The sequence below is a fragment of the Ectopseudomonas oleovorans genome (genome assembly GCF_003052605.1).
Classification (GTDB): domain Bacteria; phylum Pseudomonadota; class Gammaproteobacteria; order Pseudomonadales; family Pseudomonadaceae; genus Aquipseudomonas; species Aquipseudomonas oleovorans_A.
In genome coordinates, this window is record NZ_QASO01000048.1 from 26357 (window position 1) to 42625 (window position 16269).

General features: G+C 64.1%; 17 protein-coding genes and 1 pseudogene. 5 read left to right on the top strand and 13 right to left on the bottom strand.

Features of this window, described 5'->3' with window-relative positions; all coding sequences use genetic code 11:
• Positions 1 to 32: 32 nt before the first annotated feature.
• Positions 33 to 611, bottom strand: coding sequence for a hypothetical protein (locus DBO86_RS09090; protein ID WP_108233502.1), 579 nt, complete (start codon positions 609 to 611; stop codon positions 33 to 35).
• Positions 586 to 1317: an SURF1 family protein gene (locus tag DBO86_RS09095; protein ID WP_108233503.1), complete on the bottom strand. Its 732-nt coding sequence runs from the start codon at positions 1315 to 1317 to the stop codon at positions 586 to 588. Before DBO86_RS09095 ends, DBO86_RS09090 begins: the two co-directional genes overlap by 26 nt.
• 71 nt (positions 1318 to 1388) lie before the next feature.
• On the opposite strand from DBO86_RS09095, the gene DBO86_RS09100 reads away from it, so the two are divergent.
• Entirely contained in the window at positions 1389 to 1592 is a 204-nt protein-coding gene (locus DBO86_RS09100) for a twin transmembrane helix small protein (RefSeq protein ID WP_021487546.1), read from the top strand.
• Positions 1593 to 1598: 6 nt separating this feature from the next.
• Here DBO86_RS09100 and DBO86_RS09105 read toward each other — a convergent pair whose 3' ends face one another.
• Genes DBO86_RS09105 through coxB form a run of 4 tightly spaced genes read right to left on the bottom strand, consistent with a single transcriptional unit; the run spans position 1599 to position 5778 of the window.
• A complete protein-coding gene (locus DBO86_RS09105; RefSeq protein WP_021487545.1) occupies positions 1599 to 2495 on the bottom strand; it encodes a cytochrome c oxidase subunit 3 in 897 nt (298 codons plus the stop codon).
• Positions 2496 to 2506: 11 nt separating this feature from the next.
• A complete protein-coding gene (locus tag DBO86_RS09110) occupies positions 2507 to 3055 on the bottom strand; it encodes a cytochrome c oxidase assembly protein (RefSeq protein WP_108233504.1) in 549 nt (182 codons plus the stop codon).
• 10 nt (positions 3056 to 3065) lie between these two features.
• On the bottom strand, positions 3066 to 4649 hold the full coding sequence (ctaD, locus tag DBO86_RS09115; protein ID WP_108233505.1) for a cytochrome c oxidase subunit I: 1584 nt from the start codon (positions 4647 to 4649) through the stop codon (positions 3066 to 3068).
• A gap of 4 nt (positions 4650 to 4653) precedes the next feature.
• Entirely contained in the window at positions 4654 to 5778 is a 1125-nt protein-coding gene (gene coxB, locus DBO86_RS09120; protein ID WP_108233506.1) for a cytochrome c oxidase subunit II, read from the bottom strand.
• 403 nt (positions 5779 to 6181) lie between these two features.
• Here coxB and DBO86_RS09125 point away from each other — a divergent pair, with 403 nt between their 5' ends.
• The gene (locus DBO86_RS09125) at positions 6182 to 6823 is read left to right on the top strand and encodes a hypothetical protein (protein ID WP_108233507.1); all 642 of its coding nucleotides are present in this window, start codon (positions 6182 to 6184) and stop codon (positions 6821 to 6823) included.
• Here DBO86_RS09125 and DBO86_RS09130 read toward each other — a convergent pair.
• Positions 6813 to 7742, bottom strand: a complete 930-nt coding sequence (locus DBO86_RS09130; protein WP_108233508.1) for an AEC family transporter — start codon at positions 7740 to 7742, stop codon at positions 6813 to 6815. The two genes, DBO86_RS09125 and DBO86_RS09130, sit on opposite strands and share 11 nt — an antisense overlap.
• 140 nt (positions 7743 to 7882) lie before the next feature.
• Here DBO86_RS09130 and glsB point away from each other — a divergent pair.
• Positions 7883 to 8788: pseudogene (gene glsB / locus DBO86_RS09135) on the top strand (glutaminase B); the annotation flags it as partial.
• Between the two features lie 86 nt (positions 8789 to 8874).
• On the opposite strand, the gene DBO86_RS09140 reads toward glsB, so the two are convergent.
• From DBO86_RS09140 to DBO86_RS09150, 3 genes are all read right to left on the bottom strand, one after another.
• Positions 8875 to 9318 (bottom strand): GNAT family N-acetyltransferase, encoded by a 444-nt coding sequence (locus DBO86_RS09140; protein ID WP_074857161.1) that lies wholly within the window; start codon positions 9316 to 9318, stop codon positions 8875 to 8877.
• 27 nt (positions 9319 to 9345) lie between these two features.
• Positions 9346 to 10335, bottom strand: coding sequence for an asparaginase (locus DBO86_RS09145; protein ID WP_084341733.1), 990 nt, complete (start codon positions 10333 to 10335; stop codon positions 9346 to 9348).
• A 234-nt stretch (positions 10336 to 10569) separates the two neighbouring features.
• Positions 10570 to 12009 (bottom strand): alanine/glycine:cation symporter family protein, encoded by a 1440-nt coding sequence (locus tag DBO86_RS09150; protein WP_108233509.1) that lies wholly within the window; start codon positions 12007 to 12009, stop codon positions 10570 to 10572.
• A 159-nt stretch (positions 12010 to 12168) separates the two neighbouring features.
• Here DBO86_RS09150 and DBO86_RS09155 point away from each other — a divergent pair, with 159 nt between their 5' ends.
• Positions 12169 to 12987, top strand: a complete 819-nt coding sequence (locus DBO86_RS09155) for a helix-turn-helix domain-containing protein (RefSeq protein WP_108233510.1) — start codon at positions 12169 to 12171, stop codon at positions 12985 to 12987.
• Positions 12988 to 12995: 8 nt separating this feature from the next.
• On the opposite strand, the gene DBO86_RS09160 is transcribed toward DBO86_RS09155, so the two are convergent.
• Both DBO86_RS09160 and DBO86_RS09165 read right to left on the bottom strand, forming a co-directional pair.
• Complete coding sequence (locus DBO86_RS09160) at positions 12996 to 13436, bottom strand: GNAT family N-acetyltransferase (protein WP_108233511.1); 441 nt, start codon at positions 13434 to 13436, stop codon at positions 12996 to 12998.
• Positions 13437 to 13455: 19 nt separating this feature from the next.
• Entirely contained in the window at positions 13456 to 14088 is a 633-nt protein-coding gene (locus tag DBO86_RS09165; RefSeq protein ID WP_108233512.1) for an FMN-binding negative transcriptional regulator, read from the bottom strand.
• A gap of 98 nt (positions 14089 to 14186) precedes the next feature.
• On the opposite strand from DBO86_RS09165, the gene pdxR reads away from it, so the two are divergent.
• The gene (gene pdxR / locus DBO86_RS09170; RefSeq protein ID WP_108233513.1) at positions 14187 to 15653 is read left to right on the top strand and encodes a MocR-like pyridoxine biosynthesis transcription factor PdxR; all 1467 of its coding nucleotides are present in this window, start codon (positions 14187 to 14189) and stop codon (positions 15651 to 15653) included.
• A 130-nt stretch (positions 15654 to 15783) separates the two neighbouring features.
• Here pdxR and DBO86_RS09175 read toward each other — a convergent pair.
• Positions 15784 to 16269: group II intron maturase-specific domain-containing protein (locus DBO86_RS09175; protein WP_279630231.1), on the bottom strand; the 486-nt coding region annotated here is incomplete at its 5' end.

Sequence of the window (16269 nt, forward strand, 5' to 3'; positions counted from 1 at the left end):
TGACGCTCTGTCGATATGGACAGAGCGCGGCGTCAACCGATCAGGGAAATTTTCAGCAGGTAGCGCAGATCATCGAGAATGGCCTTGCCCTTGCTGCCGGCCGGATAGCGCAGCACCAGGTTGCCGTGTGGATCGACCAGCCACAGCTGTGCACCCGTTAACGCCTCGGCGGCCTTGTCGTAGGCCTGCAGATCCAGCTGATAGCGTCCAAGCTGCGGGTACTCGCGCTTGAGCGTGGCGTCGTACTCGGCCGGCAATGGTTCGGCCAGCGCCAGGCCGTGACTGGCGCGGGCAGTCTCGCGATTGAGACCGATCTGGATCTGCCGCGCCAGGTAGACCAGCTGCTGACAGTCGGCCTCACATGCGCCCGGTGCTGTCACCAGAATCTGCCACAACGGCTCTACCTGCCCCTGCACACCGAGATCGGCGAGGGTGCGCCCATCGCCGATCAGCACGCCGTGGTAGCTGCGCGTCTCCGGCACCCAGAAGCGCCACTGGTACATGGCGCTGGCCAGGAACATCGGGCCGATGGCAATGGCCAGGATCAACAACAATTGCAGGCGACCACGCCCCTTGCGCGGTGCCTCAGGCATGGCGATGGCTGGGTTCATGACGACGCTCCCGTGCATTGTGAATTCCGAGATAGATGAACAGACCAAGCAGCGCGGCAGCCAATGAGAACCACTGCACCGCATAGCCCAGATGCTTGCTGGGACTCATGGCCACGATTGGCCAGTCGACGCGATAACTGGCCGGCCCGGACTCCAGGCGCACCTCGAAAGGCAGGCCGCCACGGCCCAGCTGACGCCAGAGGCTGTCGGCCTCGACCTGCGTGATCAGTCGCGGCCAGCCTTCGGATGCTGCGCCGGAGCGCAAATTCAAACCACCAGAAGGCGCTACGTAGACCCAGGCAGTGAGTTGCAGCACGCCGTCGGGGCTATCGAAATGCGGCGGCGTGCGCCGGTCCGGCCAGGGTAGCCAGCCACGGTTGAGCAACACCCAGAGGCCGCTGGACTGATCGTAAAAAGGCTGCAGCAACTCGACACCGGCATGGCCATCACGGATGCGGCTATCGAGCAGCAGGCTGTGCTCGGTATCGAAGTGTCCGCGCAGGTGGACGCGGCGGTAGGCGGGGTCCGGCATAGGCTCGAGTTGCTCGAGACTGATCAGCTCTGCCTGGCGCCGCGCCTCGAAACTGGCCAGCAGCGCGCGCTTCTCCTCGCCACGCTGCAGCTGCCAGAAGCCCAGCCAGAGCAACCCCGGCAGCAGCAGGGCAACCAGCACGCTGGGCAACCAACCGGGACGGAAGGCGCTCATTGCGCCCTGCCGTTACGATCGGGGTTGCTGGCTATACTGCAATGCATCACGTCAATCCCCCGGAGTCTCACATGCTCAAGGCCGCGATCGTCCTCATGCTGCTGGCAACCATCGCCAGCCTGTTCAGCGGCCTGTTCTTCCTGGTCAAGGATGAGGGCCATGGTTCGCGCGTGGTCGGCGCGCTGACTGTCCGTGTCGGCCTTACCGCCATTACCGTTGCCTTGGTCGCCTGGGGCTTCTACTCAGGGCAACTGGTGTCCCACGTTACGTGGTAGCCCCCGCTACAGTACGTAGACGAAGACGAACAATCCCAGCCAGACCACATCGACGAAGTGCCAATACCAGGCGGCCGCCTCGAAGCCGAAGTGCTGATCGGCGTCGAAATGCCCGCGCGTGATGCGCACCAGCATCACGATCAGGATGATGGTGCCCAAGGTCACATGCGCGCCGTGGAAGCCGGTGAGCATGAAGAAGGTGGCACCATAGATGCCCGAACCCAGGGTCAGCCCCAGCTCGGTATAGGCCTCGATGTATTCCTCGACCTGAAAGAACAGGAACGCCAGGGCGAGGACGATGGTCGCCGCCAGCCAGGCCTTGAGCGGGCCACGGTGGTTCTTCTTCAGCGCGTGGTGAGCCAGGGTAATAGTGAAGCTGGATGACACCAGCAAGATGGTGTTGACCAGCGGCAGGTGCCAGGGGTCGATCACCCCGGTTGGCGGCGGGAACAGCTTGGAGTCGGGGTTCTGCAACAGCGGCCAGCTGTATTCGAAACCTTCCCAGAGCATGTTGGCCACGCCCTTGTCACCCTCGCCGCCAAGCCAGGGGCCGGCCCAGGTACGGATATAGAACAGGGCGCCGAAGAAGGCGGCGAAGAACATCACCTCGGAGAAGATGAACCAGCTCATGCCCCAGCGGAAGGAGCGGTCCATCTGCGCGCTGTACAAACCGCTACGACTTTCCTTGATGACGTTACCGAACCAGCCGAACAGCATCCAGGCCAGAATCAGCCCGCCGACGAAGAAGATCAGCGGTCCGTTGGAACCTTCGCGGCCTGCCGACAGATCGTTGAACCAGGTACCGACACCGTAGAAGCTGACCAGCAGGCCGATAGTGGCGACGATGGGCCACTTGCTCTGCGCCGGTACGTAATAGTTCTCGTGACTTTCGTGACTCGACATTGTTGTTCTCCTTATGGAGCCTGTGCCACTGGCGGTTTGCTCGCCGTGATATCGAACAGCGTGTAGCCCAGCGTCAGGTGCTTCACGTCCTGTGGCAGGTCACGGTCGACGATGAAGCGCACCGGCATTTCGATGCGTTCGCCCGGCTGCAGCACCTGCTGGGTGAAACAGAAGCACTCGGTCTTGTGAAAGAAGGCCGCCGCCCGCGATGGCGATACGCTGGGGACGGCCTGCGCCATCATCGGCTGGTCGCTGGGGTTGTAGGCGACGAACAGCATGTCGCCTACTTCGCCCGGGTGAACCACTATTTCGTCCGCTTGCGGGCCGAACTCCCAGATCATCCCGGCCGAATTGGTGGCGAGAAACTGCACGCGCACCTCTCGAGCCACGTCGATCATCTGCTCACCCTGGTAGGCCCCTGCCGTCTTGCCGTTGATGCCGAACACCCGGCACATGGCGTCGTAGAAAGGCGGCAGGACGAAGATGCCGAAGCAGAACATCACCACCACCACGACCAGCAGACGGCTAACCAGACGACGAGTCGCAATGACCTCGCTCACGGCAGACCTCCTACTTCACTTCCGGCGGTGTACTGAAGGTGTGGTAGGGCGCCGGTGACGGCACCGTCCACTCCAGGCCTTCGGCACCGTCCCAGGGTTTGGCCGGGGCCGGCTTGCCACCACGGATGCACTTGATGACGATGAACAGGAACAGCAACTGGGTGGCGCCGAACATGAAGGCGCCGATGCTGGAGACCATGTTGAAGTTGGCGAACATCATGTTGTAGTCGGGGATGCGCCGTGGCATGCCGGCCAGGCCGACGAAGTGCATCGGGAAGAACGCCAGGTTCATGCCGATGAAGCTCATCCAGAAATGCAGCTTGGCCAGGGTTTCGTCATACATGTGGCCGGTCCACTTGGGCAGCCAGTAGTAGGCCGAGGCGAAGATGCCGAAGATCGCACCGGGTACCAGCACGTAGTGGAAGTGCGCCACCACGAAGTAGGTGTCGTGGTACTGGAAGTCCGCCGGGGCGATGGCCAGCATCAGCCCGGAGAAACCACCGATGGTGAACAGGATGACGAAGGCCACCGAGAACAGCATCGGCGCCTCGAAGGTCATCGAGCCCTGCCACATGGTGCTGGCCCAGTTGAACACCTTCACCCCGGTGGGCACGGCAATCAGCATGGTGGCGTACATGAAGAACAGCTCGCCGGTCAGCGGGATGCCAACGGTGAACATGTGGTGCGCCCAGACGATGAACGACAGGAAGGCGATCGCCCCCGTGGCGTAGACCATCGAGGTGTAGCCGAACAGCGGCTTGCGCGCGAAGGCCGGGATGATCGAGCTGACCGCACCGAAGGCGGGCAGGATCATGATGTACACCTCGGGGTGGCCGAAGAACCAGAATACGTGCTGGAACAAGACCGGATCACCGCCGCCAGCAGCATTGAAGAAGCTGGTGCCGAAGTGAATGTCCATCAGCATCATGGTCACGCAGCCAGCCAGTACCGGCATCACCGCGATCAACAGGAAGGCGGTGATCAGCCAGGTCCAGACGAACAGCGGCATCTTCATCAGCGTCATGCCGGGCGCGCGCAGGTTGAGGATGGTGGCGACCACGTTGATCGCCCCCATGATCGAGCTGATGCCCATCAGGTGCACGGCGAAGATGAAGAAGGTGGTGCTCTCCGGCCCGTAGGTGGTCGACAGCGGCGCATAGAAGGTCCAGCCGAAGTTCGGCCCGCCACCCTCCATGAACAGCGTACTGACCAGCAGGCCGAAGGCCGCCGGCAACAGCCAGAAGCTGAAGTTGTTCATGCGTGGCAGGGCCATGTCCGGCGCGCCGATCATCAGCGGGATCATCCAGTTGGCGAGGCCAACGAAGGCCGGCATCACCGCACCGAAGACCATGATCAGGCCGTGCATGGTGGTCATCTGGTTGAAGAATTCCGGCTGCACGATCTGCAGGCCCGGCTGGAACAGCTCGGCGCGAATCACCATGGCCATCGAGCCGCCGAGCAGGAACATGGCGAAGCTGAACCACAGGTACATCGTGCCGATGTCCTTGTGGTTGGTGGTCAGCACCCAGCGCATCAGGCCCTTGGCCGGGCCATGGTGGTGGTCAGTATGACCGTGGTCGATCACTGCACTCATGTCCTTACTCCTGCGCCTTGGAGAAATCGAGGATGTCCTTGGGCGTGACCATGTCACCGACATTGTTGCCCCAGGCATTGCGCTCGTAGGTGATGATGGCGGCCAGATCGACCGGCGACAGCTGCTTGCCGAAGGCCGCCATGGAGGTGCCCGGCTTGCCGTTGTAGACGATATCGATATGAGCCTCGGCGTCCCCCTTGGCGATTGCCGAACCCTTGAGGGCCGGGAACATCGGCGGCAGGCCCTCGCCACCAGGCTGGTGGCACGCCGCGCAGGCGGTGACATAGGCCTTCTCGCCGCGAGTCATCAGCTCTTCCATGGTCCATTCCTTGCTGGTCAGCTCGCGCTCGGCGGCAGCAGCCTCCTTGCGTTCGGCCAGCCAGGCATCGAAGTCTTCCTTGGACTTGGCCTCGACCACCACCGGCATGAAACCGTGGTCCTTGCCACACAGCTCGGTGCACTGGCCACGGTAGATGCCGGGCTCCTCGATGCGCGTCCAGGATTCGTTGATGAAACCGGGGATGGCGTCCTTCTTCACCGCCAGTGCCGGCACCCACCAGGAATGGATGACGTCGGCAGCGGTGATCAGGAAGCGCACCTTGGTGCCCACCGGCACCACCAGCGGCTCGTCGACTTCCAGCAGGTAGTGTTCGCCCTTGGCTTCGCGGTTGTTGATCTGCGAACGCGGCGTGGTCAGGTTGCTGAAGAACTCGACGTCCTGACCCAGGTATTTGTAGTGCCACTTCCACTGGTAGCCGGTGACCTGGATATCCAGCTCGGACTCCGAGGTGTCGTAGATCTCGATCAGCGTCTTGGTCGCCGGAATCGCCATCACCACCAGGATGGCCAGCGGCACCACGGTCCAGAGAATCTCGACGGTGGTGCTTTCGTGAAAATGCGCGGGTTTCTGGCCGGTGGAGCGGCGGTGCATGATCATCGACCAGAACATGGCGCCGAACACGATCACACCGATCACGACGCAGATCCAGAAGATGGTCATGTGCAGATCGAACACGGAGCGGCTGACGTCAGTGACACCGGGCGTCATATTGACCGTCCACTGCGCATGCGCCGAGCCCAATGCCAGCCACAGCAGGAGGCCCATCCAGACTCGTGGATGTCGCATCATTGCGGGTTCCCCTTGATTGTTCTTGTTATCCCGCCGGCTGAGCCTGCGGCTAAGGGATCGACTGCCATGAGCCTGTACGGCGGAATCACTGTCCGCGGGCCACGCTCGACTGCTGGCGACTGCTGCCGAAACCTCCCGTGCCAAAGCCCGTCCGGTTCCATCAGGTACTGCCTTTCGAAATCGAGTATAGACAGCGAGGTTTACCTCGCAACGTTCAGACAAAAATGGCTGAAGACGCGCAAGCTTTGTCCTAAACCCCACGGCTGATGCGGGGTGTAGCTATTCTGAAACAGTTGGATATAGCGAACTCTCATAAGTATGAAAAAGTTATGACAATCGCGTCTTAGCACGCCACAACGGCCGGCTAAGGTTCACGCCCATGTCCAGACATGTAGGAGTAGTCATGAGCACCGTCGCCATTCGTCAATTGATCGCCCAGGCGCGCCAGCAGGAACATGGCAGCCAGGTGCTCGCGCGCATGCTGCAGGCCCAGCTGGATGGTCTGCACCCCGCCATCCGCTTGCCGCAGGACGCTGCCCCGGATGCGCTGACGGCCTTCGTCATCGCCTATATCGAGCAGGTGCCGGATGTGCTCGATGCCGCTGCCAAGGTGGCGCAGGAGGCGGGGATCGAGGCGGTGGTAAAACCCGTGCTGAAGATCGCCGAGCATTTCTTCCTGCAGCCGCCGGCATTGATGCAAGGCCATGAAGGGCTCGTGGGTCTGCTCGATGAAGCCTATCTGGCGCATCGCCTGGTGGAGGAGGTCAACGACCGCTACATCGCCCATTTCGGCCAGCCGCTGATCCCGCTGGACACCACGCGCGCTAACCTGATCGCCCACCAGTTGATTGGCGAGCCCTTTGCCAACCAGCTCGACGAAGCCGTGCATCATGCCCTGACCGGTATGCTCGATGACGCCAGCTTCGAGCAACCCTCGGCGCAGGCCTACCGCGAGCGCCTGGCGGCGCCGGACACCGCATCGGCCTGGCAGCGCTGGCCCTGCTTGTCCCGGCAACTGGGCCTTGAGCTGCAGCTCAAGGGCTGATCGCCAGCAGGATCAGCGACAGGGTCAGCAGCGAACCGAGGGTGGAAAACAGGATCGCCCGCGACACCAGCGCCGCCTGGCGCTGGTAATACTCGGCGAGCATGAACGGCCCGGTGCCGGTTGGCAGTGCGCTGAGCAGCAACGCGGCATGCGCCCAGAACGGCGGCAGGTCGAGCAGCACGAAGGCGATGAACCAGGTCACCAGCGGTTGCAGCACCAGCTTGAGCGCCACCAGCGGCCAGGCACCGTCGCTCGGCCCGCTCTGCCGCTGCGCCAGGAACAAGCCCAGCGACACCAGCGCACAGGGTACGGTGGCGGCGCCGAGCAGACGCAGAAACTCGTCCAGCGCTGCGGGCATCTGCACGCCACCAAAGGCCCAGGCAGCACCGAGCAGTGGTGCGATCACCAGCGGGTTCTTCAACAGCGCGGTGACCACCTGAACGATGGCGCCGCCCAGCCCCTTCTTGCTCTGCAGACCCACCTCGATGCACACCACCGCCAGGCCGAACAGCACGCAGACCACCAGCAGCGAGGCGATCAGCGCGGGCGCCATGCCGTCCTCACCCAGTACCAGCACGCACAGCGGAATGCCGATATAGCCGGTGTTGGCGTAACCGGCGCTAAGCCCGTCGATACTGGCGTCGACCAGGCTGCCGGTGGTTTTCCAGCGATACACCAGGGTGAGCAGAAACACCGCGAGCATGCCGCCGGTGAAGGCGAGCAGGAACCCCGGCTGCCAGATCTGCGCCCAGTCGGCCTTGGCCGTGAGGCTGAAGAGCAGGGCCGGCAGGCCGAGCCAGACCACGAAGCGATTCATCTCCGATGCCGCAGTCGGCCCCAGGCGATTGGTTCGCCGGCAGATGTAGCCGACCAGGATCAGGCCGAAGATCGGCAGCAGGACGTTGAGAACGGTGGACATCAGGCTACGCCGTCGACAGTAAGAGGCCGAGACTAGGGCGCAGAACCGTGCAGAGCAAGCCGCGCGCTGTGATTCGTGTCCGTCAATGGGCGTCTAGCTCAGACATGCTGGGCAAGCCCGGCGCCCTCGCGAGCCTGAGCATGCAAGCGCTGTTGAACGAAATTCTCGATGAAGTTCGCCCGCTGATCGGCCAGGGCAAGGTGGCCGATTACATTCCAGCGCTGGCCAGCGTGGTGCCTGACCAACTGGGCATCGCCGTATACGGCAACGACGGCCAGGTGCATGTCGCCGGCGATGCCCGTACGCCCTTCTCGATCCAAAGCATTTCCAAGGTGTTCAGCCTGGTCCAGGCCATCGGCCACAGCGGCGAGAGCATCTGGCAGCGCCTGGGCCATGAGCCGTCCGGACAGCCGTTCAACTCGCTGGTGCAGCTCGAATTCGAGCGTGGCAAGCCGCGCAATCCGTTCATCAATGCCGGTGCCCTGGTGATCTGCGACATCAACCAGTCGCGCTACGCCGCACCGGCGCTGTCGATGCGCGACTTCGTCCGGCGCCTGTCGGGCAACCCCGAGGTCACGGTGGACAATCATGTCGCCGAGTCCGAGTACCAGCACCGCGCGCGCAACGCCGCAGCAGCCTACCTGATGCAGTCGTTCGGTAATTTTCATAACGAAGTCGAGGCCGTGCTGCGCAGCTACTTCAGCTGCTGCGCGCTGCGCATGAGCTGCGTCGACCTGGCGCGCGCCTTTGGCTTCCTGGCCAATGAAGGCTTCTGCCAGCACAGCGGCGAGCAGGTGCTGTCGCCCCGCCAGACCAAGCAGATCAACGCCATCATGGCCACCAGCGGCCTGTATGACGAAGCGGGCAACTTCGCCTACCGCGTTGGCCTGCCGGGCAAGAGCGGTGTGGGCGGCGGCATCGTCGCGGTCGTCCCCGGGCAGTTCAGTGTGTGCGTGTGGTCACCGGAGTTGAACGCTGCGGGTAACTCCCTGGCCGGGATCAAGGCGCTGGAGCTGCTCAGCGAGCGCATCGGCTGGTCGGTGTTTTTAGCCGCGCATAAGTGCTGCTGCGCATGGCGCGTCCTGTCGGGCGGCCAGCGCGGCCAATCGCCGCCCGCACGTGATGCGGGGCCTTACAACAGCTTGCGGTACTGCACGAATCCCGAGCGCTCACCGATGCGCTCGTACAGCAGCTTGGCCTGGCTGTTGGTCTCGTGCGTCAGCCAGTGCACCCGCGAGCAGCCGGCGGCGCTCGCCTGCTCAAACACATGCTGGATCAACTTGCGCCCGATGCCACCGCTGCGCTCACCCTTGGCGACGAACAGGTCCTGCAGGTAGCAATAGTCGCCGGTGGTCCAGGTCGAGCGGTGGATGACCCAGTGCACCAAACCAATAGCCTGCCCATCACGCCAGGCCAGGGCGGCGCCCATGGGCTCGGCGGGGTCGAGAAAGCGCTGCCAGGTAACGGCGCTGGTCTCGGCTGGAATCTCGGTCATGTAGAAGCGCTGGTAGCCCTGCCACAAGGGCAACCAGGCTTGGTGATCGGCAGCGACTACAGGGCGAATTTCGATGCTCATCGTCCTTCCTCTGTTTGGGCAGGTGGATCAGTCGCTCATCTCACCACAGAGATCGCGCGCCAGCCAGTGCTCAACCTCCGTTTGCGGCAAACCGGCGCCGAGCAGGGCGAACAGCTTGCCCAGTGCGGCTTCGCGGGTCATGCCGCCACAGGACACCAGGCCCACCTCGGCCAGACGACTGCCGGCCGCGTACACGCCGAACTGCACATGGCCTTGCGGGCACTGACTGATCGCCGCCAATACCACGCCGCGCTGATGCGCTTCACGCAGCACGCTCATCAATTGCGCGTCGCCGGCCGGGCCGGTGCCGCTGCCGTAACACTCCAGCAATAGCCCCTGCACGCCGCTGGTCAGCAGCGCTTGCAGATGCCCGGCCTGCATGGCCGGATGCAGCGGCAATACGGCAAGGTTCACGGCCTTGCGTGCTTGGCGATAGTCGATCCGTGCAGAGACCTCTGCCCGCTCGGCCTGACGCTGACGCGGCAGCACCTGGAAGGCGTCGAAGGCATCGCTGCGCAACTTCGAGCAACGTGCGCCATGCAGTAGCTGCCCGTTGAAGTACAGGTGCACGCCCGGCTTCACGCCGCGGTACAGCGCACGCATGGCACCGAACAGATTGGGCCAGGCATCGCCGCCATCGACACCGGCTGGCTGCATGGCGCCGGTCAGCACCACCGGTACGTCGAGGCCAAGGAGCAAAAAACTCAGCGCGGCGGCGCTGTAGGCCAGGGTATCGGTGCCATGCAGTACCAGCACGGCGTCGTGGCCATCGGTCTGCACGGCGGTGACGATCTCGTCACGCAGCGCCAGCCAGTGGCCGGTGTTCATGTTGGCGCTGTCGATCAGCGGCAGCAGCTCGCGGAAGGTCCATTGCGGCAGTTCGCTGGCGTTCTCGCTGGCTTGTTGGGTGCGCATGCGCGCCTCGAAACCCGAAGCCGGCGCCAGGCCGTCTGCACTCATCTGCATGCCGATGGTGCCGCCGGTGTACAGCACCAGGAGTTTTTCTGGGGTCGCCATGGGCTCTCCTCGGGAAATGCGGGCGATAAAAAAGGGGGCAGCGCCCTAATGTCAGTCAGTTAAGCCGTTGCACTCGATCTTTGTAGGAGCCGGCTTGCCGGCGATCCGCCATAAAAAGCATCGCCAGCAAGCTGGCTCCTACGAAAAGCGCCCCCTCTACTGCAAGTAGGAGGGGGTGGTGACGAACTTATCTGATCAGCATTAGGCAGCGCCCCCTTCTTCGAGCAGGGGCTATCAGCGCTGGTAAACGCGATCACCCAGTTCGGCGTGGGTTACCGGAGCATCTGCCGGAGCCTGCCAGACCTTGGGATCGAGATCCAGGTCGGCGAACTTCTGCGGATCGAACACCGGCGACTCGACCCCGGCCTTGATCTGAGCATCGTAGTCGCGCATCAGGCGCAGGCCCACCTTGAACAGCAGTGCCAGGGCAATCAGGTTGCAGATCGCCAGCAGGCCCATGGTCACGTCGGCGAAGGCGAACACGGTGCCCAGATCCTGCACCGAGCCCCACAGCACCAGAGCCACCACCAGCACGCGGTAGATCACCACCGGGCCGCGCTTCTGGCTGAAGAAGCCCAGGGCGTTTTCACCCAGGTAGTAGTTGTAGATCAGGGTGGTGAAGACGAACAGCAGCAGGGCGATGCTGACGAACACCCGGCCCCACTCACCGACTTCGGCCGCCAGGGCGGTCTGGGTCAGGACGACACCGGCCATTTCGCTGCCCGGCTGGTAAACGCCGGAGAGCAGGATGATCAGCGCGGTGCTGGTGCACACCAGCAGGGTGTCGATGAACACGCTCAGCGACTGCACGATGCCCTGCGCCGCCGGATGCTTGACCTCGGCCACCGCCGCCACGTTCGGCGCGCTGCCCAGCCCCGCTTCGTTGGAGAACAGGCCGCGCTTGACGCCCATCATGATGGCCGCGCCGATGCCGCCGGCAAAGGCCGGCTCCAGGCCGAAGGCCGCTTTGAAGATCATGGCGAAGGTAGCCGGCACCTCACTGAGGTTCATGCCGATCACCACCAGCGCCATGCCGATGTAGGAGAACGCCATGATCGGTACCAGCACGTCGGCCATGCTGGCGATGCGCTTGATGCCGCCGAAGATGATCACGCCGATCACCCCGGTCAGGATCAGGCCGCTGACGATGGTCGGCAGGCCGAAGGTGTCATGCAGCGAGCTGGCCACGGTGAACGACTGCACGGCGTTGAAGCCGAAGCCGAAGGTCACCAGCAGCAGGATCGACACGACGACACCCAGCCAGCGCTGGCCGAGGCCGTGCTGGATGTAGAAGGCCGGGCCACCACGGTAGGTGCCATCCGGTTCACGCCGCTTGTACAGCTGCGCCAGGGAGCACTCGAAGTAGCTGGTGGCCATGCCGACCAGAGCCACGACCCACATCCAGAAGATGGCGCCCGGGCCACCGAGCATGATTGCCACGGATACACCGGCGATGTTGCCGGCGCCGACGCGGCCAGCCACCGACAGCATCAGTGCCTGGAACGAGCTGAGCTGACCCGGCTGGCGTTTGAATGCCTCACTGAAGATGCGGAACATGCTGCTGAAGTAGCGAAACTGGACGAAACGTGAGGCGACGGTGAAGTACAGACCAAGGCCGATCAGCATCACGATCAGCAGCTTGCTCCAGATGAGGTCATTGAGAAGATCGAGCATGGAGGCTTTCTCTCTTGTTGTTCTGAATGGGAATGCGCCGCACCGGGCGGGTGGCGCAATCTTTGGTGAAGGCGCCGCGCGGGACAATTTCGCAGGTCGCGGCGACCTGATGCGAGTTGATGCTAGAATCGCGTCATTCGCATCAGCTGGAGCGGCCATATGTCCGATTCCCTCGGCAGCAACCTGAAACTGCTCTGCAGCCATTACCGCTCGATTGCCGAGGTGTGTCGCAAGCTGTCGATCAACCGTGCGCAGTTCAACCGCTACCTGGCCGGGCAGAGTCGGCCGACCACGCACAACCTCAAGCGCATCTGCGATTTCTTCGGCGTAGAGCCCTTCGAGCTGGCCATGCCGGCCGAACAGTTCACCCGCCTGATCGGTGCCCGCAGCGGCGATGCGCAGCAGCACAGCGGCAACGACCCACTGCTGGACCTGTTCGCCCCACTGCGCCGTCAGGCCAGCCCGATGGAGCGCTACTGCGGCTACTACTTCGAATACTCCAACTGCATGTCGGTGCCGGGGCACGTGCTGCTGTCACTGGTGCACCTGCGCGAGGAGCGCGGCAACTACCTGTTCGAGCGCCAGGAACGCCAGGAGCGCCAGGAACCTACACGCGGCGGCAGTGAGGACTGGGTGCGCTGTCGCTACCTGGGCACGGCGTTCTTCCTGCAGGACCGCCTGTTTCTGGTGGACTACGAGTCGCTCACCGGCAACGAGATGAGCCAGACCATCCTGATTCCCAGCTTCAAGAGCCGCATCATCCGCCTCAACGGCATCAAGACCGGCGTCTCCAGCGGCGACCGGCGTACACCGGCCTGCACCCGCGTGGTCTGGCAGTACCTGGGCAACGAGATCAACCGGGTCAACGCCTATCGCCAGTTGATGCTCTACGCCCCCGACGACCCGCGCATCGACGACGACATCCGCCAGCGCCTGGGCGGCGCGCAGCTGCGGGGTGGATTGTTCGAGATGGAGTGAGGCCTGCCTCAGAGCAGTTTTCTGTATTGGATAAAACCGGAGCGGTCGCCGATGCGGTCGTAGAGCATACGCCCCTGGTAGTTGCTTTCCTGAGTCAGCCAATGCACGCGACTGGCACCGGCAGCGCGTGCCTCGGCGTAAACGTGCTCGATCAGCGCGCGGCCGATGCCGCCACCGCGAATGTGCTCGGCGACGAACAGATCCTGCAGGTAGCAGTAGTCCCCCGTGGTCCAGCAACTGCGGTGATAGATGAAATGCACCAGGCCGACTGCCTCGCCGTCCCGCCAGGCCAGGGCGGCATGCATCGGCTCGGCCGGGTCGAGAAAGCGCTGCCAGGTGAGGGCGCTGGTTTCTGCCGGGATCTCGGCCTGGTAGAAGCGCTGGTAAGCCTGCCAGAGCGGCATCCAGGCGGCGTGATCGGCAGGGGTGACAGGGCGAATGTCGAGCATGATGGCCTTCCTTTGGTGATCAGTCGGCGGGATTCATCTGCGCTGCCAATTCGTGGTCGCGCGGGTTGTTGGACGTTGCCAGGCCGGTACGCACGCCGGCCTGGTCGCTGGCTGAGCGGTTCTGGCTGAGCTTCCATTTACCTTCGAGTCGGCGGATCGGCAGGGCGAAACCGACGATGGCGCGCAGCATGGCGTCGATGTACTCGCGCGGCGCATCGCTGACCGCCCAGGGCTGCGCGCGGCCTTGTTCGTGGCGGTCGCTGAGGCGGCTGACCAGCTCGAGCAGGCGCTCGGGCTCGTCGAACACTTCGGCCTGGCCCCAGGCATGCACGGCGATGTAATTCCAGGTCGGCACCACCTTGCCGTGCTCGGCCTTGGCCGGGTACCAGCCGGGATGCACGTAGGCGTCCGCACCGCTGAATACCACCAGTGCCTCGGCGCCAGCGGCCAGATCGCGCCAGTGCCCATTGGCGCGGGCGAAGTGGCCGTACAGGGTGCCGAACTCGCCTTCGCCAGGTTCAAGCAACAGCGGCAGATGGCTGGCTTGAAGGCCCTGTGCGCCAGTGCTGGTCACGATGGCCAGTCCACTGGACTGTATCTGCGCGTGCAGGCTGGGCAGGTCGTCCTGACGAAAGGCGGCGGGGCAGTACATGGCGGCATCTCCTGATGTGATGAAGCCATGCTAGGCAGGCTATTGGCCTGATGTAAGATCCATTTTGGATGACTTTCATAGAGCCAATCGCAATCCTCATGAGCCGCTCGCCCTCATTGCCGTTCGACCTTTCCGGTATTCGCCTGCAACCCGGCCAGGGCTTGGCACGTCAGCTGTACCAGGCCTTGCGCGTGCGCATCCTCGATGGCCGCCTGGCCAGTGGCACGCGCCTGCCGGCCAGCCGTGAGCTGGCCGCGCTACTGGGCATCTCGCGCAACACCGTGACCCGCGCGCTGGACCAGCTGTATGCCGAGGGCTACGTGGCCGGGCGGGTCGGCGATGGCACCTATGTCGCCGAACTGGCGCGCAGTCGCCCCACGCCCTCTCCAGCCGTTACGCCAGCGGCATCCAGCCCGGCACTGCAGCGCCTGCACACGCACCACCTGCCGCTGCCGCCGAGCGGCGCGCCGCGCGCCTTTCGCATCGGTGTACCGGCTTTCGATCTGTTCCCCTTCGAGACCTGGTCACGCCTGCAGGCGCGCTTCTGGCGCAAACCCGCGCTGGCACGGCTGGGCTATGTCGACCCGGCCGGTGACCTGCAGCTACGCGAGCTGATCGCCGCCTACCTGCGCAGCAGCCGCGGCCTGACCTGCGAAACGCAGCAGATATTGATCACCTGCGGCTCGCAGCAGGCCATCAGCCTCTGCGCGCAGTTGCTGATTCAACCGGGCGACCGCGTGGCCATCGAAAACCCCGGCTACCGCGCGGCCGGCCATGCCTTCGCCGTGGCCGGCGCGCAGCTGTGCGGCGTGGCGGTGGACCATGACGGCCTGGACGTCGACGCCCTGCAGCGTCTGCACGACTGCCGGCTGGCCTATGTCACGCCCGCGCACCAGTACCCCACCGGCGTCACCCTGTCGCTGCCCAGGCGCCTGGCCTTGCTGGAATGGGCCAAGCGCGTCAACGGCTGGATCATCGAGGACGACTACGACGGCGAGTACCGCTACAGCGGCACCCCGCTCGCGCCACTGGCAGCGCTGGATGGGCAGCAGCGGGTGATCTACATCGGCACCTTCGGCAAGCTCGCCTTCCCGGCGCTGCGCCTGGGCTATCTGGTGCTGCCGCCCGCGCTGGCCGAGCCCTTCGCCAGGCGCCAGGCGCTGGAGATACGCCACTCGGAGGTCGGCACCCAGGCGGTGATGGCCGAATTTGTCGCTGCCGGACACTTCCAGCGTCATGTGCGGCGCATGCGCCAGGCGGCGCGCAGCCGCCGCGACGCTCTGATCGAGGCCTGGCCGCAGGCGATTCCCGGATGCTCACCGTTGCCGGCCGTGGAAGCCGGCCTGCATCTAAGCATCAGGGTCGAGAGCCTGGCCCGTGAACGCGAGCTGATCGGCGCCGCCCGCGCAGCCGGTATCGAGATGACCCCCTTGAGCGACTACTGGCTGCCCGACAGCGAAACGGCCGAGGAGGCCCGCGCTGGACTGGTGCTGGGCTTTGCCGCGGTGCCCGAGGCGCAAATCATCGAGGCGGTGCAGACGCTACGCCGGGCGTGGAAGCTGTAACGCAGACCAACCGGCGGCGCGCGCGACGCACCCTACGGCAGTCATCCTTGAATGGCAGGATCGGGTAGGAGGCGGCCTCACGGCCGCCGTCCTCCCACACCACCGTGCGTACGGTTCCGTACACGGCGGTTCAGGCCATGCGGTTAAGCCGATTGATCGTATCCAGTATCGAGACCAGTCCAAGTCTGTCCCATAGCTTCTTCGGCAGCGCCTGATTCATATGCGGCGCTCCTGAGTTCCACCACGGGCCTCGGCCATTGAAGGCCGACTTGCAGGCACGCTCCTCGCTCAATCCCAGGCGCATCAGGTTGCGCGCCCTCGTAGAGGGCTGCTTCCATTGCCGCCAGATGACACAGCGAAGTTTGTGCCTGACCCAGCCATCCAGCTCTTCCAGTGGACGCTTGCTCTGGCTGAGCTTGAAGTAGCCTGCCCAGCCTCGCAGCACCGGGTTTACCCGCTCGATGACATTCGCCATCTTGTGGCCCCGCACCCCTCGCAGCAGTTCCCTGAGACGGTCGCGCACACGGCGCAGGCTCATGGTTGCCACTCGCAGTCTAGGCTGCGAGTGCCAACTCATCCCATACCCCAGGTAGTCGCATTTCCACGACCCAGCCAC